The organism is Citrobacter sp. ANG330 (assembly GCF_047467925.1).
Lineage (GTDB): Bacteria > Pseudomonadota > Gammaproteobacteria > Enterobacterales > Enterobacteriaceae > Citrobacter_A > Citrobacter_A amalonaticus_G.
The window spans coordinates 103,033-125,748 of record NZ_JASJUI010000011.1 but is presented as its reverse complement, the minus strand read 5'-3'; the positions used below and the strand labels follow the sequence as shown (position 1 = coordinate 125,748).

Annotated in this window: 21 protein-coding genes; 9 read left to right on the top strand and 12 right to left on the bottom strand. The window is 54.4% G+C overall.

Annotated features, from left to right (window positions below; all coding sequences use genetic code 11):
• Positions 1 to 234: 234 nt before the first annotated feature.
• The 5 genes from QNN88_RS19920 to fabY all read left to right on the top strand — a co-directional run bounded on the left by QNN88_RS19920 (position 235) and on the right by fabY (position 5,306).
• Positions 235 to 2,277 carry an autotransporter outer membrane beta-barrel domain-containing protein gene (locus tag QNN88_RS19920; protein ID WP_414241734.1) on the top strand — a complete coding sequence of 681 codons (2,043 nt, stop codon included), beginning with the start codon at positions 235 to 237 and terminating at the stop codon, positions 2,275 to 2,277.
• Positions 2,278 to 2,420: 143 nt separating this feature from the next.
• Positions 2,421 to 3,020, top strand: coding sequence for a glucose-1-phosphatase (gene yihX, locus QNN88_RS19915; protein WP_414241733.1), 600 nt, complete (start codon positions 2,421 to 2,423; stop codon positions 3,018 to 3,020).
• The gene (locus tag QNN88_RS19910) at positions 3,014 to 3,886 is read left to right on the top strand and encodes a virulence factor BrkB family protein (protein ID WP_414241732.1); all 873 of its coding nucleotides are present in this window, start codon (positions 3,014 to 3,016) and stop codon (positions 3,884 to 3,886) included. Before yihX ends, QNN88_RS19910 begins: the two co-directional genes overlap by 7 nt.
• Positions 3,883 to 4,320, top strand: a complete 438-nt coding sequence (dtd, locus tag QNN88_RS19905; RefSeq protein WP_414241731.1) for a D-aminoacyl-tRNA deacylase — start codon at positions 3,883 to 3,885, stop codon at positions 4,318 to 4,320. The genes QNN88_RS19910 and dtd overlap by 4 nt, the downstream gene beginning before the upstream one ends.
• A gap of 44 nt (positions 4,321 to 4,364) precedes the next feature.
• Positions 4,365 to 5,306, top strand: coding sequence for a fatty acid biosynthesis protein FabY (gene fabY, locus QNN88_RS19900; protein ID WP_414241730.1), 942 nt, complete (start codon positions 4,365 to 4,367; stop codon positions 5,304 to 5,306).
• A 14-nt stretch (positions 5,307 to 5,320) separates the two neighbouring features.
• On the opposite strand, the gene QNN88_RS19895 is transcribed toward fabY, so the two are convergent.
• On the bottom strand, positions 5,321 to 6,247 hold the full coding sequence (locus QNN88_RS19895) for an alpha/beta hydrolase (protein ID WP_414241729.1): 927 nt from the start codon (positions 6,245 to 6,247) through the stop codon (positions 5,321 to 5,323).
• 207 nt (positions 6,248 to 6,454) lie between these two features.
• Between QNN88_RS19895 and QNN88_RS19890 the strand changes: the two genes are divergently transcribed.
• Positions 6,455 to 6,691 (top strand): CopG family transcriptional regulator, encoded by a 237-nt coding sequence (locus QNN88_RS19890; RefSeq protein ID WP_253320404.1) that lies wholly within the window; start codon positions 6,455 to 6,457, stop codon positions 6,689 to 6,691.
• Entirely contained in the window at positions 6,691 to 7,077 is a 387-nt protein-coding gene (locus QNN88_RS19885; protein ID WP_414241728.1) for a type II toxin-antitoxin system VapC family toxin, read from the top strand. Before QNN88_RS19890 ends, QNN88_RS19885 begins: the two co-directional genes overlap by 1 nt.
• 30 nt (positions 7,078 to 7,107) lie before the next feature.
• Here the strand turns inward: QNN88_RS19885 and fdhE are convergent, their stop codons facing one another.
• The 7 genes from fdhE to fdnG form a co-directional block, all read right to left on the bottom strand.
• The gene (gene fdhE, locus QNN88_RS19880) at positions 7,108 to 8,037 is read right to left on the bottom strand and encodes a formate dehydrogenase accessory protein FdhE (protein WP_414241727.1); all 930 of its coding nucleotides are present in this window, start codon (positions 8,035 to 8,037) and stop codon (positions 7,108 to 7,110) included.
• Between the two features lie 143 nt (positions 8,038 to 8,180).
• Complete coding sequence (locus QNN88_RS19875) at positions 8,181 to 8,867, bottom strand: response regulator transcription factor (RefSeq protein ID WP_414241726.1); 687 nt, start codon at positions 8,865 to 8,867, stop codon at positions 8,181 to 8,183.
• Positions 8,868 to 8,871: 4 nt separating this feature from the next.
• The gene (locus QNN88_RS19870) at positions 8,872 to 10,368 is read right to left on the bottom strand and encodes a sensor histidine kinase (RefSeq protein WP_414241725.1); all 1,497 of its coding nucleotides are present in this window, start codon (positions 10,366 to 10,368) and stop codon (positions 8,872 to 8,874) included.
• A gap of 17 nt (positions 10,369 to 10,385) precedes the next feature.
• On the bottom strand, positions 10,386 to 11,723 hold the full coding sequence (locus QNN88_RS19865; RefSeq protein ID WP_414241724.1) for a vWA domain-containing protein: 1,338 nt from the start codon (positions 11,721 to 11,723) through the stop codon (positions 10,386 to 10,388).
• A gap of 171 nt (positions 11,724 to 11,894) precedes the next feature.
• The gene (gene fdoI, locus QNN88_RS19860) at positions 11,895 to 12,530 is read right to left on the bottom strand and encodes a formate dehydrogenase cytochrome b556 subunit (protein ID WP_044257180.1); all 636 of its coding nucleotides are present in this window, start codon (positions 12,528 to 12,530) and stop codon (positions 11,895 to 11,897) included.
• Entirely contained in the window at positions 12,527 to 13,432 is a 906-nt protein-coding gene (gene fdoH, locus QNN88_RS19855; RefSeq protein WP_042998870.1) for a formate dehydrogenase O subunit beta, read from the bottom strand. The genes fdoI and fdoH overlap by 4 nt, the downstream gene beginning before the upstream one ends.
• 12 nt (positions 13,433 to 13,444) lie before the next feature.
• Complete coding sequence (gene fdnG / locus QNN88_RS19850) at positions 13,445 to 16,495, bottom strand: formate dehydrogenase-N subunit alpha (RefSeq protein WP_414241723.1); 3,051 nt, start codon at positions 16,493 to 16,495, stop codon at positions 13,445 to 13,447.
• Positions 16,496 to 16,684: 189 nt separating this feature from the next.
• On the opposite strand from fdnG, the gene fdhD reads away from it, so the two are divergent.
• Together fdhD and QNN88_RS19840 are read left to right on the top strand one after the other, a co-directional pair.
• On the top strand, positions 16,685 to 17,521 hold the full coding sequence (gene fdhD / locus QNN88_RS19845; protein WP_414241722.1) for a formate dehydrogenase accessory sulfurtransferase FdhD: 837 nt from the start codon (positions 16,685 to 16,687) through the stop codon (positions 17,519 to 17,521).
• A gap of 128 nt (positions 17,522 to 17,649) precedes the next feature.
• The gene (locus QNN88_RS19840; protein ID WP_042325482.1) at positions 17,650 to 17,862 is read left to right on the top strand and encodes a DUF1471 domain-containing protein; all 213 of its coding nucleotides are present in this window, start codon (positions 17,650 to 17,652) and stop codon (positions 17,860 to 17,862) included.
• A 54-nt stretch (positions 17,863 to 17,916) separates the two neighbouring features.
• Here QNN88_RS19840 and QNN88_RS19835 read toward each other — a convergent pair whose 3' ends face one another.
• From QNN88_RS19835 to QNN88_RS19820, 4 genes are read right to left on the bottom strand one after another with little or no spacing between them, the layout of a single operon-like run.
• On the bottom strand, positions 17,917 to 19,665 hold the full coding sequence (locus QNN88_RS19835) for a putative frv operon regulatory protein (protein ID WP_414241721.1): 1,749 nt from the start codon (positions 19,663 to 19,665) through the stop codon (positions 17,917 to 17,919).
• Positions 19,665 to 20,735 carry an aminopeptidase gene (locus QNN88_RS19830; RefSeq protein WP_414241720.1) on the bottom strand — a complete coding sequence of 357 codons (1,071 nt, stop codon included), beginning with the start codon at positions 20,733 to 20,735 and terminating at the stop codon, positions 19,665 to 19,667. Before QNN88_RS19830 ends, QNN88_RS19835 begins: the two co-directional genes overlap by 1 nt.
• Positions 20,725 to 22,170 (bottom strand): PTS fructose-like transporter subunit IIBC, encoded by a 1,446-nt coding sequence (locus QNN88_RS19825; protein ID WP_414241719.1) that lies wholly within the window; start codon positions 22,168 to 22,170, stop codon positions 20,725 to 20,727. The genes QNN88_RS19830 and QNN88_RS19825 overlap by 11 nt, the downstream gene beginning before the upstream one ends.
• Positions 22,171 to 22,180: 10 nt before the next feature.
• Positions 22,181 to 22,627, bottom strand: a complete 447-nt coding sequence (locus QNN88_RS19820; RefSeq protein WP_414241718.1) for a PTS fructose transporter subunit IIA — start codon at positions 22,625 to 22,627, stop codon at positions 22,181 to 22,183.
• Positions 22,628 to 22,716: the final 89 nt, after the last annotated feature.

Here is a 22,716-nt window from a genome sequence, read left to right as displayed (position 1 = left end):
AACAACTACGACTCACTGGTCTATGTTAGCGAATCGGCTAACATCTCAGTGAAAGATGGTGTCGCTGTCCGTGCTAACAACTTCCAAAACGCAGGTGCCAACAGCATTATCGTTTTGGCCGGTAAAAACATCCTGAAAGTGACGGGGACTGCGGCTGCGGCGAATGCGTCTGATAGTAAAGGCTACGCAGTTTATGCCGGGAACCGGGATAGAGATACCAACGGTCTCGGTATAATGGATCTCCTCCAAGGAAAAAACCATAACACTAAGGGTAACGCTTACGTCTTTGTCGGTGATGATTCTGAGATCTCGACCACCACGAAAGCAGGCCACGCCGTCTACGCCAACAAAGGCGGTATTGTCCAGCTAGGTGATGGTGCTGATATTTCGACGACGGGTGAAAACGCGTTTGCGATTTATGCAGCAACTGAGCAGCAAGGGACTTACACCGATAACGTGCGTCCCGGTCATGTCTATCTGGCTGGTGGAGCTAAACTCCGGGCCGCTAACAGCGCGGATGTGATTCAGGCCAAAGGCGTGGATTCTATTATCTCCAGCCAGGCGCTGGCTGTTCCGACGATCGCCGATACTCACCTGAGAACCGACAGACTCAATATTGACAGCACGGCGCTGACGGATACTGAAGGCGTCTTTGATATTGAAGGCAATATCAACGCCATTGAGGGCGGTAAAATTGCGCTGAACATGGCGAATGGCTCCAGCTTTGTGGGTTCGTCCAGCCTCGACAATGTGTCAACGGTCAATCTGGACATCAAAGGGGAAAGCAGTCAGTGGATGATGACCAAATCCTCCGTGTTAACGAGTTTGGATCTTGATCAGGCGACGCTGCGTTACAGTCCTGACAGCGTATCTCGCGATGATGCGGGAACCTTCAAAACGTTGACTGTGGTAGGAAACTACATCGGGACCAATGCGTTGTTAGTGCTGAACACGGTACTGGAAGGGGATTTATCTCTGACCGATAAACTGATTGTTCAGGGCGATACCTCCGGTAATACCAAAGTGGGCATCAATAACATTGGCGGCGTCGGTGAGCAGACCGTCGATGGGATTAAAATCGTTGAAGTCGCCGGGAACTCTGACGGTACCTTTACGAAATCAGGGCGTATCGTCGCTGGCGCGTACGACTATGACGTGGTGAAAAAAGCGAATGACTGGTATCTGACCAGCGAACTGTCACCGGTGGATCCGCCTCCGCCACCACCGACTGAGCCGGAACCCGATCCCGCGCAGCCAGACCCGGTTGATCCTCCTGGACCGCCAGTATACCCGGGTCCCGTTGAGCACCAGTATCGCCCTGAATTCGGGAGCTATCTGGCGAACAACTATGCGGCTAATACGATGTTTATCACCCGTCTGCACGACCGTCTGGGTGAAACTCAGTATACCGACATGCTGACCGGCGAAGAAAAAGTCACCAGTATGTGGATGCGTAACGAAGGTGGCCACACTCGCTTTACCGACGGTAGCGGGCAGTTGAAAACCAACGCTAACCGTTATGTTCTGCAATTGGGCGGTGATCTGGCGCAATGGAGCAGCGACGGTCTCGACCGTTGGCATCTGGGTGCCATGGCGGGCTACGCTAACCAGAAAAGTAAAACCCGCAATAACAATACGGGCTATGCGTCTCGTGGCCAGGTAGACGGGTACAGCGTTGGTTTGTATGCCACCTGGTATGCAAACGAAGCGGATAAGGCCGGTACGTATCTGGACAGTTGGGTGCTGTACAACTGGTTCGATAACACCGTTCGCGGCGATGATCTGGCCAGCGAAAGCTACAAATCTGACGGTATCACCGCGTCTGTAGAGGGCGGTTATAGCTTCCTGGTCGGGGAAAGTGAGAATAAAACCTACTGGATCCAACCGAAAGCGCAGGTTATCTGGATGGACGTGCAGGCCGATTCTCACCGTGAGCACAACGGGACGGTGGTTAAAGACAAAACTGACGGCAACCTGATGACTCGCCTCGGCGTCCGTGCTTACCTGAAAGGTCACGCGGAGAAAGATGCCGATAAAGGCCGTGAATTCCAGCCGTTTATTGAAGCGAACTGGATCCACAATACTAACAACCAGACCGTACAGATGGGCTCCATCAAAGATGAAATCAGCGGGACACGTAATATTGGCGAGCTGAAAGTGGGTATTGAAGGGCAAATCAACCCGCGTCTGCAGGTGTGGGGTAACGTGGCGCAGCAAATGGGCGACAACAGCTACAGCGATACCTCTGCGATGCTCGGGGTGAAATACAGCTTCTAAGAAACCGATAAATATCACATCAGAACAAGGCGATGCTGTAAGGGCATCGCCTTTTTTTTCCTTCATCTTTCCCTGACGGGCACATAGTCAAAACGCCCCTTTCCCGCTACAGTTATTCATCCACGGCAAGTAAGGAGAGGGAGATGCTCTATATCTTTGATTTAGGTAATGTGATTGTCGATATCGACTTCAACCGCGTATTAGGTACCTGGAGCGATCTGAGCCGTGTGCCGCTGGCATCGCTAAAGCAGAGCTTTACGATGGGTGAAGCCTTCCATCAGCATGAACGGGGGGAGATTACCGACGAAGCGTTTGCCGAGGCCCTTTGCCATGAGATGGATCTGTCGCTGAGCTACGAACAGTTTTCTCACGGCTGGCAGGCGGTTTTTGTCGCGCTGCGGCCCGAGGTGATTGCCATCATGCATAAACTGCGTGCGCAGGGACACCGCGTGGTAGTGCTGTCGAATACCAACCGTCTGCACACAACGTTCTGGCCAGAGGAATATCCGGAGATTCGCGAAGCGGCAGACCATATCTATTTGTCGCAGGATTTGGGCATGCGGAAACCGGAAGCGCGGATTTACCAGCATGTCTTACAACAGGAAGGATTTTCGCCTTCCGATACCGTCTTTTTTGACGACAATGCCGATAATATAGAAGGGGCCAACCAGTTGGGGATTACCAGCATTCTGGTGACCGATAAAACCGTTATCCCTGATTATTTCGCGAAGTTGTTATGCTAAAAAACGTGCATCAAAAAGCCAGGCATCATACCCGGCCGCTTCGGGCCTGGCTTAAGCTCCTCTGGAAGCGCATTGATGAGGACAACATGACGACCCTGGCAGGGAATCTTGCCTACGTCTCGTTGCTCTCATTAGTGCCGCTGATCGCCGTTGTATTTGCGCTTTTCGCCGCTTTTCCGATGTTTTCTGACGTCAGCATCCAGTTACGGCACTTTATTTTTGCCAACTTCATGCCAGCGACAGGCGATGTGATCCAGCGATACATAGAACAGTTTGTCGCCAACTCCAACAAAATGACGGCGGTGGGGGCCTGCGGGCTCATTGTCACCGCGCTATTGCTGATGTATGCCATTGATAGTGCACTGAATACAATCTGGCGCAGTACGCGCACGCGGCCAAAAGTGTACTCCTTTGCCGTGTACTGGATGATTTTAACTCTGGGACCCTTGCTGGCCGGGGCCAGCCTCGCCATCAGTTCGTATCTTCTCTCTTTGCGCTGGGCCAGCGATCTCAACACGGTGATCGATAATGTATTGCGCCTCTTCCCGCTGATCCTCTCCTGGCTCTCATTTTGGCTCCTCTACAGCGTGGTGCCGACCACGCGCGTGCCAAACCGTGATGCGATTGTCGGCGCCTTTGTTGCCGCGGTCCTTTTCGAAGCCGGAAAGAAAGGTTTCGCGCTTTATATCACCATGTTCCCGTCCTATCAGCTTATTTACGGTGTATTAGCGGTTGTGCCTATTCTGTTTGTCTGGGTGTATTGGACGTGGTGTATCGTCTTGCTTGGCGCGGAAATAACTGTCACTCTCGGGGAATACCGCAAACTCAAACAAGCCGCAGAACAAGAAGAAGCAGACCAACCATGATTGCATTAATTCAGCGCGTAACCCGTGCCAGCGTCACCGTGGAGGGCGAAGTGACGGGTGAAATTGGCTCAGGACTTTTAGTGTTGTTGGGTGTCGAAAAGGATGACGACGAACAGAAAGCGAATCGCCTGTGCGAGCGCGTGCTCGGCTACCGTATTTTTAGCGATGCCGAAGGCAAAATGAACCTGAACGTGCAGCAGGCGGGCGGAAGCGTGCTGGTGGTGTCGCAATTTACGCTGGCGGCAGATACCGAACGTGGTATGCGTCCGGGATTCTCGAAAGGGGCGACGCCGGAGCGAGCTGAAGCCCTGTACGACTATTTCGTCGAACGTTGCCGCCAACAGGACATGAATACGCAGACCGGACGCTTCGCTGCCGATATGCAGGTGGCGCTGGTGAATGACGGCCCCGTGACGTTCTGGTTACAGGTATGAATCAGCTTCCGGCGTGGCCGCGGGTAACAAGAGAGAGTACTGCTATGTATCACCTCCGAGTACCACAAACAGAAGAAGAATTAGAGCGTTACTATCAGTTTCGCTGGGAGATGCTGCGCAAGCCGCTGCATCAGCCGAAGGGTTCCGAGCGAGATGGCTGGGACGCGATGGCGCACCACCAGATGGTGGTGGATGAAGAGGGAAATCTCGTTGCCGTCGGGCGGTTGTACATCAATGCCGATAACGAAGCATCTATCCGCTTTATGGCCGTCGATCCCACTGTGCAGGATAAAGGGCTGGGAACGCTGATGGCGATGACCCTGGAATCGGTAGCGCGTCAGGAAGGGGTCAAGCGAGTCACCTGTAGCGCCCGCGAAGACGCGGTTGAATTCTTCGCCAAACTGGGATTTATCAATCAGGGCGAAATCACCACGCCGCAAACTACGCCAGTTCGTCACTTTTTGATGATCAAACCGGTTGCCTCGCTCGATGACATTTTGCATCGCGGCGACTGGTGCGGACAACTTCAGCAGGCGTGGTATGAACACATTCCCCTGAGCGAGAAGATGGGCGTACGCATTCAGCAGTACACCGGGCAAAAATTTATTACCACCATGCCGGAGACGGGTAATCAAAATCCGCACCACACGTTGTTTGCCGGGAGTCTGTTTTCGTTGGCCACACTGACCGGCTGGGGGCTTATCTGGCTGATGTTGCGCGAGCGTCATCTGGGAGGAACGATTATTCTCGCCGACGCTCATATCCGCTATAGCAAGCCTATCAGCGGCAGACCTGCCGCGGTTGCCGATCTCGGCTCTTTGAGCGGCGATCTCGACCGTCTGGCGCGTGGGAAAAAGGCGCGTGTTCAGCTACAGGTAGAACTGCTGGGTGATGACACACCGGGTGCCATTTTTGAAGGTATCTACATTGTCCTGCCTGCCAAACCGTTTGGTCCCTATGAAGAAGGCGGAAACGAGGAAGAGTAGGGGAACTCCCTTCTCTATTCTTCGCTAACGGACGGGGTAGTCATGCGCCAGGCAATATCCTGCATTGCGCTGCGCGCCGCATAACTGATGCCGGCGAGCTGGAAAAAACCATGAATCACGCCGAGATAGCGCTGGCAGGTGCAAACGACACGTTGGGTCGTCAGTCGGTCATACAAAAGTTCGCCTTCGTCGCGCAGCGGATCAAATTCAGCAGTGATGATGTGCGTGGGCGGTAATCCACTGAGATCGTCACGCCAGAGCGGGCTGGCTTCAGGATGCTGGCGATCGGTATGGGGAAAATACATCTCATACCCTGTTAGCAACGTGTCGCGGGTAATGAGGTAGTCCAGACCATTGCGGGTATAGCTCTCACATTTTGCGGTCGCATCAAGCATCGGGTAAATCAGCACCAGTTGCGCGGGTAGCCATTGCTTTGCTGCCTTCAGGCGCAATGCCGTTACCAGTGCCAGGTGTCCGCCTGCACTGTCTCCGGCAAGCGTGATGCGCTGGCGTTCAACTCCAAGCTGCTCCGCATGTTGCCAGATAAGACTGGCCCCTTTTTCGGCATCGTCATGCGCCGCAGGAAACGTATGTTCAGGCGCGAGACGATATTGCACAGCAATCACCCGGCAGCCGCTGAAATATGCCAGTTGTCGTAACTGATTATCGTGTGTGGCAAATCCGCCGCTCACGAAACAGCCGCCGTGGTAGTAAATAACGCAGGGCAGAGCACCCGAAGCGTGGCGCGGCGATACGACGCGCAGCGTTATTCCCTCCAGCTCAACATCACGGACCTCTACGCGCGTTTCAGTCTCTCCGGCCAGCGCGGTACTGGCGACGTAGCCCGCCCTGCGATCATCAATACTCTGCCGACGAGCAGAAGGGCGCCCCGCCGCGATAAATTCCTCGACCTGTTGTGCGATACCGTTTTCAAGCCTCATTTTCTTCATCCCTTGAGTCTGTATGAATATACAGTGTTATAACCTGGTTTTTTATGAAAGAGAATGGTGGATTTGGGGCAGGGTGAAATTCTGGAAAGTGCCTCGCAAAAGGAAAAGTCACTACGGAGATCGCTTTTTTCCTGCTTGCTGACGGTGTATGTTGTTTGAAATTTACTCGCCGCTGATATACTGGAGGTATATGTGAGCATAATGGCTGGAATGGACATGGGCAGAATATTACTCGACTTATCCGATGAGGTGATCAAGCGCCTGGATGATCTCAAGCAACAGCGCAATCTTCCACGAGCCGAGTTGCTCCGCGAAGCCGTTGAACAGTACCTTGAAAGGCAAGCCGAAACCACGATTTCCAATGCGCTGGGGCTCTGGCAGGGCTGTGAGGAAGACGGCGTTGAGTATCAGAGGACGCTGCGCGAGGAATGGTAATGCAAAAGGGACCCGTGCTGTTCGATACCAATATCCTGATTGATTTATTCAGCGGGCACCAGGAAGCACAGCAAGTACTGGAAGCGTATCCGCCGCAGAATGCCATCAGCCTGATTACCTGGATGGAAGTGATGGTGGGGGCAAAAAAATACCATCAGGAATATCGTACACGTGTGGCGTTGAGTGCGTTCAACATCATCGGCGTTTCACAGGAAATTGCTGAGCGAAGCGTGAATCTCAGGCAGGAATATGGGATGAAACTTCCGGACGCGATCATTCTGGCTACCGCGAAGATTCATCGGTTTGCGCTTGTGACGCGCAACACCAGAGATTTCGCCGGGATCCCTGGCGTCATCACACCTTATCAGTTGCAGGCCGGACGATAAGCGCCGTCCGGCATTACCTGTTGAAGGCGTTTACTCCCCTTCTCCCGGAAACAGGAACGGGTTGATGGAACTGCGGGCGAAGCCTTCTTGCTCCATGCGCGCGTCCAGCACCAACGACGCGAGATCGTCGGCGACAGCTTCCACTTTAGGATCTTTTTCCTGATACAGAATTTTCAGGTAGGTCCCGCAGTCACCGCAGCTTTCGGCTTTGATCGCCGCCTGCTCATTATCCAGCGACCAGTAGTGCAGATCGCGGCTTTGCTCGCAGTTGCTGCATTTCACGCGCACTACGTGCCACTCGGTTTCGCAGAGGTTGCAGTGCAGATAGCGCAGTCCCTGGGTGGTGCCAATTTGCACCATGCTGGAAACCGGCATCGAGCCGCACACCGGGCAGAATTGACGTTGTTCGCCATATTCCGCGCGGGCTTTACCCGGGATAAGACTGGCCATTTGCGCCCAGTACAGCGACAACGCGGCCCAGATAAACGGGGCTTTATCACTGCTGACCGCGGCGAAATCTGAGGCAAACAGGGCGCTGGCCATCTGTTCCAGCTCCTGCTCGGAGGCTTTTTCCAGATTCTCGATCACCGCCAGCGCCGGGCCGCTCATCTCGGGTTTCAGTTCGGCGATCAGCGAGTGCAGCAGTTTCTGCCAGTGCTTATCGCGCGGCAGAACGTGGATATCCAGCGGCGGTTTGCCCTGATCGTTGGCTTCTCTGATGCGTGCGGTCAGATCCATCTGCAATGGATGGTCGTACAGCACCACTTCCTGGGCATGGGCGATCAGCGCAGCAAAGCGCAGGTAATCTCCCAGCGGGTTGTTCTCAGCCAGTTCGCGCAGACGCTCGGCGCGACGGTTATACAGGTTTTTGAGCCGAGGGAATAATAACGGGGGAATCATATCCGACGCACGTTTCTCGCTCTTTTCCAGCTCATCTTGCGGGATGATACGAATGCTCATTCAGTCACTTCCTGGTTGGGCAGATTTAGCCAGAGTAATCTGCTCGGTAATTTGGCGGGCATCTCGCGCCCGCTCTGGTGAATGTCATTAATGATAACCGCAATCGGCCTGCGGGATACACCTGCGACATCGCAATGTGTGCGCTACGATACCTGATATCGATACCCCAGACCATGCACCGTTCGGATTAGCTGCGGCTGATTGGCATCCTGTTCGATGACTTTGCGGAGCCGGGAAATATGCTGATCCAGCGTACGGCTATTGGGTAAATAGTCGTATCCCCACGCCGCATCGAACAACATATCGCGTGTAACCACCTGATTTTGATGACGCTCCAGGCAGCTTAAAATGCGAACTTCCCGCAGCGTCAGTTCCAGCTTTTGCTCGCCACGCCAGGCGCACAGTTCATTCGGGAACACCGTCAGGTCGCCAAAAACAAAGCTGAGGTTAGGCTGCGTGGCGCTATGGTTCAGGCAGCGGCGGGCGATAGTTTTTATCCGCGCCCGCAGTTCATGAATACCAAACGGTTTGCTGATGTAGTCATCTGCACCCAGTTCGAGTCCCACGACACGGTCGATCTCCTCATCTTTGGCGGAGAGAAACACAATGGGAATGTGTTCGTTCTGGCGGCGAATTTCCCGGCAGACCGTGTAGCCATCCATTTCGGGCATCATGATGTCTAACAGTACGAAATCCGGTTTGTCGCGGTGGTAACTCTCCAGCGCCGCGCGCCCGTCCGGTGCGGCAATGAGCGAATAACCCTCGCGCGACAGTGCATCCACCAGGCCCTGGCGGATGTTCGCATCATCTTCGGCAATCAGTATCTTCATATTCTCATCCCTGCGGCAGCGTAAGGGTAAAGCGGACGCCAGGCTCTTGCGCCGTTACCTGAATCTTGCCGTGCAGGCGTTGCGCCAGTTGGCAAGCGATGGTGAGTCCAATACCGGTACCTGAAACACCCTCGGTAATGGAAGATTTGACCCGATAAAACGGGCGGAAGATCAAGGACATCTCATTTTCCGCAATGCCGGGACCGTAGTCGCGAACGGCGATCTCCACGTTTTCCGCAACGTGTTCCACGATCAGATCCACGCGCTGACCCTGCGAAGCGTATTTTTCGGCATTACTGAGAAAATTGCTGACAATTTGTGTGATCACGTCACGATCGCTGTGCAATGTCAGATTCTCAGGGCAAGACATGTGAATCGTCATGCCTTTTGCCTGCAACGCAGGCGTAAAGATCTGCGTAATTTCTGTCATCAAACGGCGGAGATTGACTGGCTGAAGATGCAGTTTCGGTGCGCGTGTAAAGGTCAGGATATTCTGGATAAGCCGCGATAACCGCTGGCCTTCCTGAGTGATCACATCCACATAGCGTCGTTCCTGCGTTTGTTCATCATCCAGCCCTTCGCGCAACAGTTCGGCATAGAGCGTGATGTTGGTCAGCGGTGTTTTCAGTTCGTGTGACACCTGGCTGACAAAATCGACCTGTTGGCGTGCCTGACGCGCCGCGCGGGTATATTCCCGCCACAGCGAGACGCCCAACAGTGCGACGGCGAGAAGCAGCAGGACGATTAACGCGCCGCCCCACAGCCAGATATGCCAGAGCGGTGCGTTGACGCCGTAAGCGCTGACCTGCCACGTTGTGAGTGGATACTCCAGCGTGCGGGAGTCCAGTAAGGTGAGCCGTCGCAGATCCGCCTGCGCGTTCTGATAAAGCTGACGGCCGTTTTCTGTCACCCTGACAATCTGCTGCGGATCCTCCGGGTTAATCTGAATGCCGTTCGCCATATCCATCATCAGTTGTACCCAGGAGAGGCGAAAACCGATGATCGCCCCGTCTTTCTGGCGCCAGTAGATCAACAGCGGTTCCTGCGTCTCAAAACTAATAAACCAGCCGGCCTGCGGCGTGTCCTGCTCGCTTTGCGTCATATGACTGGCAAGTTGGCTGGGATCGTTGACCAGCGGGCTGAGCTGGCGCACCCACTCTTTATCCTCGTTGCTTAACGGCTGACGCTCATCGGGGTAGAGGAGATGATTTTTCCGCAGAATAAAGACGTCGGCAATGTCGCTGTCATTCTCTTTCAGTGCACTGAGGGTGGTGACCTCTGCGGGGTCGATAAAATCGCCAATCGCATGCAGGCGGGAGGCTTTTTGCTGCAAAATATTTTCGATCCCCCTGGCGACGCTGGCGGTTTGCGATTTCGCCAGGGTCTGAGTCTGGTACTGACGCAACAAGACTTCATGTTCCAGAGTGCGAACGCCCAGGTAAGCAAGCAGGATAAAAAACATCAGTGTAATGACGAGATAAATCGGCTTGCGTCTGAGCATCCAGCACTCCTTGTGGATCAGTTCGATTTCGAACTCTGGTTTTTGGTTTTATAGCTCTGTTCTTTCAGCGACTTGCGCGATGCTTCTTTGCTTTCGCTTTCCATCCTGTCCAGCAACTTAAGGTTTTCCTCTGCGCTCTCCTGTGCCTTCATTCTGGCAGCGGGTGCGCTAAGCGGTAACGCGCTGAGTGTACTAGAGTTTTCGCGCAGGATCGCTTTCGCCTCGTCCATTTTGCCTTCATCGATGAGCTGTAACGCCTGCTCATTCTGAATGGCGGATTTCTGAATGGCGGAATCGACGATCACATCCTCCACCTGCGCTTTCTGAACTTCGTTGGCAGAGGCGGTATAGCTGATGGCCATCTTGTCATCCCAGCGCTCTTTCTGCCCGGTGGCGAGGTTGTTATAGCTGACGTTGATCTCAGCGAGCGGCTTGCTTTGTGCGGCCTGGCCTTTCGCCGGCAGCACTTCCAGCATGACATATTTCTCCTGATTGGCATAAAGCTGGTTCAGTTTTACGGTCACCGTGTTGTCGCGGATTTCACCTTCACGCCCCAGCAGGCGTAGTGGCTTAACGTTGTCAGCGACATGAATTTGCACCACTACATCCTGAGCGACGACGGACATGACATCGCCAAATTCATGGGCAAATGCCTTCTCCAGTGCATCGGTATTTTGTACAAACACGTGGTTGCCATCGCTGTACTGGGCAATCGCCGCCATCAGATCTTCATTGTAGCCTTCGCCAATACCCATCGTCGTGATGGCAATCCCTTTGCGGGCGGCGATCTTACCCAGCTCCGCCAGTTCGCTGGTGGAGGAAGGACCGACGTTCGCCTGGCCATCAGACAGCAGGATGATGCGGTTAACATGGGCCTTATCAAGGAATTTACTGGTTTCTTTGATACCGCGGCTGACCCCGGCAAACAGTGCGGTACCGCCGCGTGCGGTCAGCTGTTCACGGATTTGGCTGATAAGTTTCGCTTTATTGCCGACTTTGGCCGCCGGTACGATGACATCCACGACGTCGTCGTAAATCACCACCGAGAGCGTGTCCTGGGCGCTTAAGGTGTTCACCGCCATTACGGCGGCTTCTGTTGCTTGTTCGATACGCTCGCCGCCCATAGAGCCGGAGCGGTCAATCACCAGTGCGAGGTTGATCGGGCTGCGTTTAGTTGCATGTAGCGGGAAACCCGTCAGTGACACTTTGAGGTAGTTTTTGTCCTGGCTGTTTTCCAGCACCAGAGGGGAAGCCAGTTCGGATTTGATCGTCACTTTCGGCGCGGACGGTTGTGCCGCCGTTGTTGTCGCAAGCAGTCCCATTGCCAGGGCTGCGAAGAGGTGTTTGAGATTCACGGTACGTCTCCTTGTCTTAAGAATCGACTCCATTCTTATGCGACCGCAACGTCGGTTGGTCTGTTATCTGTATAAAGTTGTCAAAAACTTGTCAAAACTAAAAGCCATTCTAAAAAAACGCCGGAAACTCAGTCTCCGGCGTTAACTTATCGGTTCACGAACAGTCTTTGCTTACGACTGGGTCTTATCCTGCTTTTCACGCACTTCACGATACCAGCGCGGGTGATGTTTCTTCGCCCAGGAGCGAGTCACCCAGCCTTCTACCATCGCGGTAATCGTGCCTTTCACCCACAGCGCGGCGTAAATATGCACCATGATAACCACAATCAGCGCAACGGCGGCAAAAGAGTGCAGCATTAACGCAAAGCGGATCACCGGAATGGAGAACGCTGGCGCAAAGTATGGACGCCAGATGATCACACCGCTCACCAGCAGCAGCACCAGGAAGATAATTGCCGCCCAGAACACGCATTTCTGACCGAAGTTATACCGCCCGGTGTCGCCCACTTCTTCGTTGACGACAATCTTACGGATGTTCTTCGCCCAGAAGATGTCATCCCGATTGATCAGGTTGTGGTGCCAGTACCGGAAGAACATGATGATGAACGAGGCAAACATGATGACGCCTACAAACGGGTGCAGAATACGCGCCAGTTGCGGTGTCCCCATGATTTGCATCAGCCAGTTGAAGGACGGGAAGAAAAAGCCCAGTCCGCTCACCGCCGCCAGCACGAAGCAGAAGGCGGTGACCCAGTGGTTGATGCGTTCCGGCGCGGTGTAGCGCACGATGGTGTCACGTCTTTTCATTTGCGCACCTCATCGTCTTTCTCTTCATGCAGGTTGTTCTCTTCCTCATCCGCACGGTTCGGGCCGACACCGACGTAGTGGAAGATGCTGGCCGCAAAGGTCGCGGCAAAGCCGACCGCTGCAAGAGGCTTCCAGATCCCTTTCCAGAATTTTACGGTGGCGCTGATTTCCGGGTTCTCCGGCAGACCGTGATACAGATTCGGCTTGTCGGCATGATGCAGCACGTACATCACGTGCGTCCCGCCTACGCCTGCCGGATCGTACAGGCCCGCATTGTCGTAACCACGGGTTTTCAGCTCCGCTACGCGCTCGCCGGCCAACGTTTTCATATCCTCTTTCGAACCAAAGTGGATAGCACCCGTCGGGCAGGTTTTCACGCAGGCCGGTTCCTGGCCGACGGTCACGCGGTCAACGCACAGCGTGCATTTATAAACCCGGTTGTCTTCCGGGTTCAGGCGCGGCACGTCAAACGGGCAACCGGCGATGCAGTAGCCACAGCCGATGCACTGCTCAGACTGGAAGTCGACAATCCCGTTGGCATACTGAATGATAGCCCCTTCTGCCGGACACGCCTTCAGGCAGCCCGGATCGGCGCAGTGCATACAGCCATCCTTGCGGATCAGCCATTCCAGTTTGTCGTTCTGCTCCACTTCCGAGAAGCGCATCACCGTCCAGGATTTGGCGGTTAAATCCGCCGGGTTATCATAGACCCCGACGTTGCTGCCGATTTCATCACGGATGTCGTTCCACTCGGAACAGGCCACCTGACAGGCTTTACAGCCGATGCAGGTGGTGACGTCAATGAGCTTCGCCACTTCTTCCTGGAAGTCCCGCGCCTGAGGCGCGGGGGTGAGACCGTTAGTCGCGGAACGACGGATAATGTCTTGCGATTGATAAGCCATAAGTCGTCTCCGTTACACCTTTTCCACGTTCACCAGGAAGGACTTAAATTCCGGCGTTTGTGAGTTGGCATCACCCACCGACGGCGTCAGGGTGTTCGCTATAAACCCTTTCTTCGCCACACCTTCATAGCCCCAGTGAATCGGAATACCGATAGTATCGATATCCTTGCCGTCTGCTTTCAGCGTGCGAATACGCTTAGTCACCACGGCTTTGGCTTTGATATAGCCGCGATTAGAGGAGACTTTAACGGTGTCGCCATGAGCGATGCCGAGCTTGTTCGCCAGCGTCTCGCCGATCTCCACAAACTGTTCCGGCTGCGCGATAGCGTTAAGCAGCGCATGCTTGGTCCAGTAGTGGAAATGCTCGGTCAGACGGTAAGTGGTTCCGACGTACGGGAACTTATCGGCTTTACCCAACGCTTCGGCGTCGCCCTTGAAGATACGGGCGGCAGGGTTGGAGATCACGTTCGGGTGCAGCGGGTTGGTACCCAGCGGCGTCTCAAACGGTTCGTAGTGTTCCGGGAACGGCCCTTCCGCCATCTTGTCGAGAGCGAACAGACGTCCCATCCCTTCCGGCTGCATGATGAACGGCCCGACGTCGCTGCCGGGTGCGGCGGCGCTGTAGTCCGGAATGTCCATCCCGCTCCATTTTGCGCCGTCCCATTTCAGGATTTGGCGCTTCGGATCCCACGGGTTGCCCTGTGGGTCAGCGGAAGCACGGTTGTACAGGATACGGCGGTTCAGCGGCCACGCCCATGCCCAGCCCAGCGTATTGCCCAGACCAGACGGATCGGCGTTATCGCGACGCGCCATCTGGTTGCCTTCCGGCGTCCAGCTACCGGCGAAAATCCAGCAACCGCTGGAGGTGGTGCCGTCGTCACGCAACTGAGCAAACGAGCTGAGCTGTTGGCCTTTCTTCACGATCACCGCGCCCGTAGCCGGGTCGATGAGATCGGCCAGTGCTTTCCCGTTACTCTCCATCGCCACTTCTTCCGATGCCGGTTCATGTGGGGTGGAGTAGTTCCAGGTCATGCTCAGCACCTGTTCCGGGTTGGCGCCGCTCTGCTCAGCATACATTTTGCGCAGGCGCAGGAAGATACCGGCCAGGATTTCGCCATCGGTGACCGCGATCCCCGGGGCGTCCGCACCTTTCCAGTGCCACTGCAGCCAGCGGCCGGAGTTCACGATCGAACCGTTCTCTTCGGCAAAGCAGGTGGAGGGCAGACGGAACACTTCAGTCTGGATTTTCGACGGATCCACATCGTTCGACTCACCGTGATTTTGCCAGAAGGTGGAGGTCTCCGTGTTGAGCGGGTCGATCGTCACCAGGAACTTCAGTTTGGACAGAGATGCAATCGTCTTGTTTTTGTTAGGGAATGACGCGACCGGGTTGAAGCCCTGGCAGATATAGCCATTGACCTTACCCTCTTTCATCATCTCGAAGTACTGCAGCACGTCGTACCCTTTGTCCCACTTCGGCAGGAAGTCAAAGCCCCAGCTGTTTTCCGCTGTCGCTTTATCGCCGTAGAAGGCCTTCATCAACGAGACGAAGAATTTCGGGTAGTTGCCCCAGTAGTTGACCTGATCTTTCAACAGCGGTTTCGGCGTGTTGGCGGCCAGGTATGTTTGCAGGTCAGGCTGTTTTTCATTGGGCAGCGTCAGGTAGCCCGGCAGGCTTTGTGACAGCAGGCCCAGGTCAGTCAGCCCCTGAATGTTGGAGTGACCGCGCAGGGCGTTAACGCCACCGCCCGCCATCCCCATGTTGCCGAGCAGCAACTGGATCATCGCCATCGTGCGGATGTTCTGCGAACCGATGGAGTGCTGTGTCCAGCCGAGGGCATACAGGAACGACGCGGTTTTGTCTTTCGCGCTGGTTTCTGCGATGTACTCACAGACTTTCAGGAAGTCGGCTTTTGGCGTACCGCAGATGTTTTCCACCACGTCCGGCGTGTAGCGGGAGACGTGCTGTTTCAGCAGGTTCCAGACGCAGCGCGGGTGTTGCAGTGTGGTATCGCGTTTGGCAAAGCCCTCTTCGTCCAGCTCATAGTTCCAGCTGGTCTTGTCGTACTTGCGTTTATCCGCGTCATAGCCGGTAAACAGGCCGTCCTCGAAGCCAAAATCTTCACGCACGATCAGACTGGCGTTGGTGTAGGCCTCGGTGTATTCGCGGTTATATTTTTCGTTAGTCAGCAGGTACAGCATGACGCCTGACAGGAAGGCAATGTCAGTACCCGAACGGATTGGGGCATAGAAATCGGCCACCGACGCCGTACGCGTGAAACGCGGATCGATCACAATCAGCTTCGCGCCGTTGTGAATTTTCGCTTCCATCGCCCAGCGGAACCCGACCGGGTGCGCTTCAGCGGCGTTGCCGCCCATCACCACGACGAGGTTGGCGTTTTTGATGTCGACCCAGTGGTTGGTCATCGCACCGCGACCAAATGTTGGAGCAAGACTTGCTACCGTTGGTCCGTGTCAGACACGCGCCTGGTTGTCGACCGCGAGCATACCGAGCGCGCGGGTGAATTTTTGCGTTAAAAAGCCGGTTTCGTTACTGGACGCGGAAGCACACAGCATCCCGGTAGACAGCCAGCGGTTAACGGTAACGCCATCGGCGTTTTGCGCAATGTAGTTGGCATCGCGGTCTTCTTTCATCAGTTTCGCGATGCGGTCAAATGCCTCATCCCAACTGATTTTCTGCCATTTATCCGAGCCTGGCGCGCGGTATTCCGGGAATTTCAGGCGGCTTTCGGAGTGGATGAAGTCCACCAGACCGGCCCCTTTCGGGCAGAGCGCACCACGGTTGACCGGATGGTCCGGATCACCTTCGATATGGAAGATAGACGCTTTGGCGTTTTTAGCACCGTCGCCGAGGCTGTACATCAACAGCCCACAACCAACGGAACAGTAAGTGCAGGTATTACGGGTTTCGCGGGTGCGCAGCAGTTTATATTGCCGTGTTTCCGCTAGCGCTACGCCGGGCGCGAAGCCCAGTGCCGCCGCCGTGGTGCCTGCCATACCGCCAGCGCAGATCTTAAAGAACTGCCTTCTGCTGACCTGCATGGTTTGCTCCTTTTCGACATTGTCACTTCTCTTTCACATTCGTGCCGAATGTTCAGAAAGTGGTTGTTATTTTTCTTTGCGGACAGGACCGCAAAGGTCCAGAATTGGGTCAATTTCCCGGCGTCCTGCCTGGGGTTGTGACAGAATACCACAATGTTGGTACGTGTGTTCTTATACGGTTAAAAGAAAGTGAATAAGATACATCCAGAAGAAGTCGGAAATGTGATAAATGTCACAAGCTCTCGCCAGGTTAACCTGTGGAAGCGTGAGGACTTGCAACATCCTCAGCCGGATGAGGTGGCTGAAGAGGTGCCCGTTGCGCTGGTCTACAATGGCATTTCCCATGTTGTGATGATGGCCTCGCCGAAGGATCTGCACCACTTTGCGGTCGGTTTCTCCCTCTCCGAGGGCATTATTGACAGCCCGCGCGAGATCTATGGTATGGATGTTGTCCCCTCCTGTAACGGCCTTGAAGTCCAGATCGAACTTTCCAGTCGCCGTTTTATGGGGCTGAAAGAACGTCGTCGCGCGCTGGCCGGACGCACCGGCTGTGGCGTGTGTGGCGTTGAGCAGCTCAATGATATCGGTAAACCGGTGCAGCCGCTGCCGTTCACCCAGACCTTTAACCTCGCAAATCTCGACCACGCGCTACGGCATCTGAAGGATTACCAGCCGGTGGGGCAACTTACCGGGTGTACGCACGCTGCGGCATGGGTGCTGCCATCGGGCGAACTGGCGGGCGGACATGAAGACGTTGGGCGTCACGTCGCGCTGGACAAACTGCTGGGGCGTCGCGCCGCAGAAGGCGAAAGCTGGATGGCGGGGGCGGCGCTGGTATCCAGTCGTGCGAGTTATGAGATGGTACAAAAGTCCGCAATGTGCGGTATCGAGATCCTGTTTGCCGTTTCTGCGGCCACCACGCTGGCGGTGGAAGTCGCTGAGCGCTGTAACCTGACGCTGGTGGGTTTCTGCAAACCGGGCAGGGCGACCATTTATACTCATCCGCAGCGTTTAATCGCTGAGTGATTTAAGTTCAGTTTATTTGAATAAGATGGGCAAATCCTTCCGCTTTTAGTTGTCTGAGTAACGGCCTATGATTTATCACATCAAGGCACGGTGCCTTACTCAAACAACTAAGTTAAAGGGTTTACATCATGAAAAGCATCAAAACTTTTGTCGCAGTTATCGCTCTCGCTACCTCTTTCGGTTCTTTCGCTGCCCAGTCCGTAACGGCAACCGGGTCGACCCTGGAAAGCACTGAAGCGAAAATCGCCGCACAGGCGGAACAGGCTGGCGCAAGCTCTTACAAAATCACCCAGGCTTACACCGGCAACCGCGTGCACATGACGGCGGAACTGCTGAAATAAGTTCATCTCCATTGTCGAAAGAGCGCCCTTGAGGCGCTTTTTTTGTTTCTGTCGTTACTGCTTTAGTAGCGCGATAAACGCGTCATAGCCAGTTAACCCACAAATGGTTTCTGCCGGATGGCTGCATAATACGCTTGCCAGATAGCTGAAAATTTTTAATTCATGGTGTGCGTCCGCGGCGGCGCAGGCAATTAACACATGGCTGACCGGTTCGTTATTCACCTGAACGGGAGAGGCCAGAGTGATGAAAAATCCGCGAAAGCGACGCGCCTGCTCGCCCCAGCAGTGGGGGATCGCCAGATGATTCACAATCAGGTTTTCACCTTCGTCTTCACGGGCGCAGATACGCTGTGCCTCATCGCGGGTGATATGTTGCTGCGCCACGAGTTGGGCGCAAATCTGACGGGTAATGCTATGCCAGGTTTCGTCAGGAGTATTCAGGTAGTGAAAACTTCCCGGTTCTGAAAAGAAGCGCTCCGGTTGTTGGCGAATAAACGCGGTCGCAAGGAAGCTTTTGATTTGCTCGGTGCCGGCGGCAGAAATGATATTTTTAATTGTCAGGACATTTTTTAATGAGTCGTCCAGTAAATAATGGCTGTTATTGACGATCAATAGCGGCTCGACCTCCTGACTTATTGCATGCACCTCACCGGGAGTCCGCGCGATCATCACCCGACAACTCAATACGTCACGCTCGATGGCCTGCTGGTTAATGGTGGCAATCGCATTCTGATCGGATAACAAAATGATGGGGTGACGCTCATTTTGATGCCGTTCCAGCGCGCAGGCAAAGTAAAGTCCGATCAGATCGCTGTCGAACAATGGAATCGTAAGTTGTTCACGCAAAAGAGCAATGAATCGCAGGCTCATATCGAACGCCGTCGGCCAGGCGGCTTTCAGGTTGTTCATGCTGCTCTGGCGATGATCCGGTACCCAAACGGGGGCTGAAACGCATCTCAGCAGATGACCCGTGATATTTTCAACCAGTTGCGTATCGATAATGTTCAAGGTGGCCACACCAGGAACGCGTTGTAGCAACGCAATCACGGTTTCAGCAGACAGGGTCATAGCCTGTTGTTGCTGTTTATCCAGTAGCCCGTGTAGCGTTTTGAACGCGTTCTCGCCAAGATAGATCCCGCCCTGTTCTACGGCATTTTTTAGCGATGTCTGTCGACATTCCGGCCATGTGCCCGAGAGTTGATTACGCAGTGCGTAGACCGCCAGCACCAGACTTGCGAGGTATTCTCCCGACGTCAGTGGGAACTCAGCAAGAAGAGGTTCGCATGCGCTGTTAAGTCGTTCGACAGTGTCTCGCGTCACGCCGGGTAGCGGAATTAACAACGGGTCTTTTTTGAGCAGATTCGCCAGCAGAATAATGCGTTTTTCCTCAGGCTCATCAATGAAATGGCCTACGCCCGGGCGACTGGAAAGACAAAATGCCCGTTCGTAGCGTTGCTTCAGTCGGGACAGGCGATCGGCAACCCAGGTTTCGGGCAGGTTAAGCGAAGCGGCCAACTGGACGCGGGGAGTAAACGTATTCAACAGCAAGAACGCCAGCAAGCGATCGTCGTTATCATGGCGTTGCAGAAGCTGGAAAAAGCTACGCCGGTCAATAATGTCCAGTTGATAACCCGCACTGCCACCAGGCTGGATGCGGGCCTTACCGCTGAGCGTAAAGTTAAGATAATCAATATCACGCAGGATCGTTCTACCCGACACGCCAGTTTGCCTCGCCAGCTCGTTCAGCGAACAGGGCTGTTGTTCAAGCAGATCGACGAGCATTAACTGGCGTTCATTGAGCATCAGATCACCTGGCGAAAATCAGTTAACGTGCTGATGTTTTCGGCAGTAAATGACATGAGCAGTTCGCGCACTAAGGTAAACAACGCGTCATAATCCTTTGCGGAAATCATGCCGCTGTTGGCATGCAGATAACGCGTAGGTAAACAGAGCGCCGCAACGGGACGCCCGCCGCCCATCACATTATAACGCCCGCCGTCCGTCGCTCCGGTTTTCATGGTGCAAAACTGCAAAGGAGAATCGCTGCTTGCCGCGCTGGCTTTTAATGCGGCGACCAGTTTTTGATTAGGGAAATAACGCTTATCAAACAGCATAAGCCCAGGACCGTCGCCCAGTTTCAGGGGATACTTAATACTGTCGATACCGGGCACATCGCCCGCCACGGCGGTATCCAGGACGATAACCACATCGGGTTTGATATGTTCTGCAGAGGTTTGCGCGCCGCGCAGCCCCACTTCTTCCTCCACGCTACCCACGCCGTATAGGGTGATATTTGGATTATCGACGGACTGCAAAAGTTCTACCATCAGGGCGCAACCAACACGGTTATCCAGCGCTTTGCCCACAATTTTATCTTCGCCCCAACGGGCAAAGTTTGCTTCCGGGCTAATGAAATCACCGATTGCAATGCCGCGAGTTTCCACTTCTTCGCGGCTGTTTGCGCCAATATCAATGAACATTTCGTCAAAGGTCAGCGGCTGTTGTTTTTGCTTTTCGGTCAGGGCATGTGGCGCAACGGAGCCGATAACGCCCGGGATTTTACTGCCTTTACGAGTGCGGACAGTGACCCGATGGTTCAGCATCGACTGATTCCACCAACCGCCAATCGTTGTGAAGCGCAGAAAACCGCAGTCGTCGATATGGGTGACCATAAAGCCAACTTCATCCATATGGCCGACGACCGCAACCTTAGGCCCACGATGACCTTTGCGGGCGATAACGCTGCCGAGGCCGTCAAAGGTGATGTCATCCACACAGGGTTCCAGCGTCTTGATGAGGATCGTGCGAACGTCCTGCTCATCACCGCTGACGGCGCTGGCTTCGCAAAGCTGTTGAAGTAATTCACTGTTCATTTGCACGCTCCTGTTGTGCGGCCTTCCGCTTCAGCCATAGCCCTTTCAGGATGATAATCAACGCAATATTCAGTGCCAGACCGATAGCCAACACCAGATAAAAGGAACCGACCGGAGACATCAGGCCGATCAGCGGGTCGAAGATACCCAATCCCGGCGCGAGACGTTTGATTCCGAAGGCGATCACCAGCATGCCGGTAATTCCACCGGCGAGCGTATTGGCGGTGATCATCGGCAGCGGTGCGGCCAGCGCATAGGGAATCGCGGGTTCGGTGGCGACGGTGGCACCGACGACAATGGCGCTGCTGGCAGCAGCCTTTTCCTGTTGGGTAAACAGTTTTGGCGTCAGATACGTGGCAATGCCTGCCGCGACGGGCGGCATCAGCGCGACGACGCCGACAATGGCGTACCAGTCGTAAATATGTTTTTCCAGCAGTGAGAAACAGAAGAACCAGGCGGTTTTGTTGATAGGTCCACCCATATCAAATGCCAGCATCGCGCCAACGAGAAAGGCTGCGCCCATTTTCATGGAGGGTGGGATCGTATTCAGAAAATGCAACAGGCCACTCATGATGTCTGACATGACCGGGCCGATGGCGTAATAGGTCAGTACGCCAAATACCAGCAGTGTGACAAACGGAATTAGCATTGATCCCAGCAGCGGTTGAAGCGCTTTGCCGAGACGCACTTTGCGAAACCACAGCACGAAATAACCGATTGCCAGGCCAAGTACTACCGCGCCGAGAAAACCGGCGCCAGACTGGGTGCCGAGCAATCCTTTATCGTTAGCCAGATAACAGACCAGGAATGCCGGGGCGAATGCGGGTTTGTCAGCAATCGACCCTGCGATGTAAGCCCCCATAATCGGGATCATAAAGGTGAAGCCCAGATAACCGATGGATTCGACAATCCAGGAAAATGACGGCGCACCTTTCGACATATCGGTATACGGTAAGCCGAACTGCACCAGCATATTGGCGATGGCAACCAGAATACCGCCACCGATCACAAACGGCAGCGCGGCGGAAACCCCCGCCATCAAATGGCTCATGACGCTGCCTTGCGGGACATCCTGCTTACCGAGTTTTACGCCGTTGTCGGTGGCAAAAAGCTGAGAGTGTGACGGTAATTGCGTGAAAATGAGGTCGATATTTTTCAGCGCCTGCGCAATGGCTATCTCATAGACTTTTTTCCCGGCAAATCGCGCCCGATCTTCACCGCTTAATCCCCGACCGGTGGCTAAAATCACGTAATCGGCCGCGGCAATTTCATCCTGAGTCAGTCGGTTTTCGACACCGCTTGAACCCTGGGTTTCGACTTTTATCGTATATCCGAGCGAGCGCGCTTTTTGCTCCAGCGCTTCCGCCACCATGTAAGTATGAGCGATACCGGCAGGGCAGTTGGTGATCGCCACTAAACGTAAGGATGACTCCATAGCCGCTTCCTTATGAGGTTAGGGTCTGATTTAACAAGGTCAGCACCTGAGTGGCATCGCCTTGTTTCAGTTGATTGATGAAATCCTGATGGATGATTTTGCGACACAGGGTGCCGATGATTTGAACCTGAGCGTCTTCACCGGATTGCGGTACGCCGAGGCAGATCCAACAATTGACGACTTCGCCATCGCTGGCGCGCCAGTCAACGCCCTGAGCGTGACGGGCGAACAGAACAAAGGGATGTTTTACACAGTCGCTTTTGCCATGCGGCACGGCGACGCCTGAGCTAAATCCGGTGGAGTGGAGTTTTTCCCGCATCAAAAGCGTCTGTAGAAACACCTGTCGGTCGGTGATGGCGCCATTGCGAAAGGCCATTTCCGCAAGTTGTTTAAGAATGGAATAAGGACTGTTGCCCTGAATATTCAGATCAAGGCAACGTGTTGTGAGCATGGACATAAAGGAACTCCGTTAAAACGCGTTATGAAGATTTTAACGAGGAGACCGTGTTGTGATGAGCGGCAATATGTCTGAGCGGAGTGACATAA

What these genes read in the sequence shown, in the direction of transcription:
- QNN88_RS19920 (WP_414241734.1), top strand. Translation starts at nt 235, where the DNA reads ATGGATCTCCTCCAAGGAAAAAACCATAACACTAAGGGTAACGCTTAC.
- yihX (WP_414241733.1), top strand. Translation starts at nt 2,421, where the DNA reads ATGCTCTATATCTTTGATTTAGGTAATGTGATTGTCGATATCGACTTC.
- QNN88_RS19910 (WP_414241732.1), top strand. Translation starts at nt 3,014, where the DNA reads ATGCTAAAAAACGTGCATCAAAAAGCCAGGCATCATACCCGGCCGCTT.
- dtd (WP_414241731.1), top strand. Translation starts at nt 3,883, where the DNA reads ATGATTGCATTAATTCAGCGCGTAACCCGTGCCAGCGTCACCGTGGAG.
- fabY (WP_414241730.1), top strand. Translation starts at nt 4,365, where the DNA reads ATGTATCACCTCCGAGTACCACAAACAGAAGAAGAATTAGAGCGTTAC.
- QNN88_RS19895 (WP_414241729.1), bottom strand. Translation starts at nt 6,247, where the DNA reads ATGAGGCTTGAAAACGGTATCGCACAACAGGTCGAGGAATTTATCGCG.
- QNN88_RS19885 (WP_414241728.1), top strand. Translation starts at nt 6,691, where the DNA reads ATGCAAAAGGGACCCGTGCTGTTCGATACCAATATCCTGATTGATTTA.
- fdhE (WP_414241727.1), bottom strand. Translation starts at nt 8,037, where the DNA reads ATGAGCATTCGTATCATCCCGCAAGATGAGCTGGAAAAGAGCGAGAAA.
- QNN88_RS19875 (WP_414241726.1), bottom strand. Translation starts at nt 8,867, where the DNA reads ATGAAGATACTGATTGCCGAAGATGATGCGAACATCCGCCAGGGCCTG.
- QNN88_RS19870 (WP_414241725.1), bottom strand. Translation starts at nt 10,368, where the DNA reads ATGCTCAGACGCAAGCCGATTTATCTCGTCATTACACTGATGTTTTTT.
- fdoI (WP_044257180.1), bottom strand. Translation starts at nt 12,530, where the DNA reads ATGAAAAGACGTGACACCATCGTGCGCTACACCGCGCCGGAACGCATC.
- fdoH (WP_042998870.1), bottom strand. Translation starts at nt 13,432, where the DNA reads ATGGCTTATCAATCGCAAGACATTATCCGTCGTTCCGCGACTAACGGT.
- QNN88_RS19840 (WP_042325482.1), top strand. Translation starts at nt 17,650, where the DNA reads ATGAAAAGCATCAAAACTTTTGTCGCAGTTATCGCTCTCGCTACCTCT.
- QNN88_RS19835 (WP_414241721.1), bottom strand. Translation starts at nt 19,665, where the DNA reads ATGCTCAATGAACGCCAGTTAATGCTCGTCGATCTGCTTGAACAACAG.
- QNN88_RS19830 (WP_414241720.1), bottom strand. Translation starts at nt 20,735, where the DNA reads ATGAACAGTGAATTACTTCAACAGCTTTGCGAAGCCAGCGCCGTCAGC.
- QNN88_RS19825 (WP_414241719.1), bottom strand. Translation starts at nt 22,170, where the DNA reads ATGGAGTCATCCTTACGTTTAGTGGCGATCACCAACTGCCCTGCCGGT.
- QNN88_RS19820 (WP_414241718.1), bottom strand. Translation starts at nt 22,627, where the DNA reads ATGTCCATGCTCACAACACGTTGCCTTGATCTGAATATTCAGGGCAAC.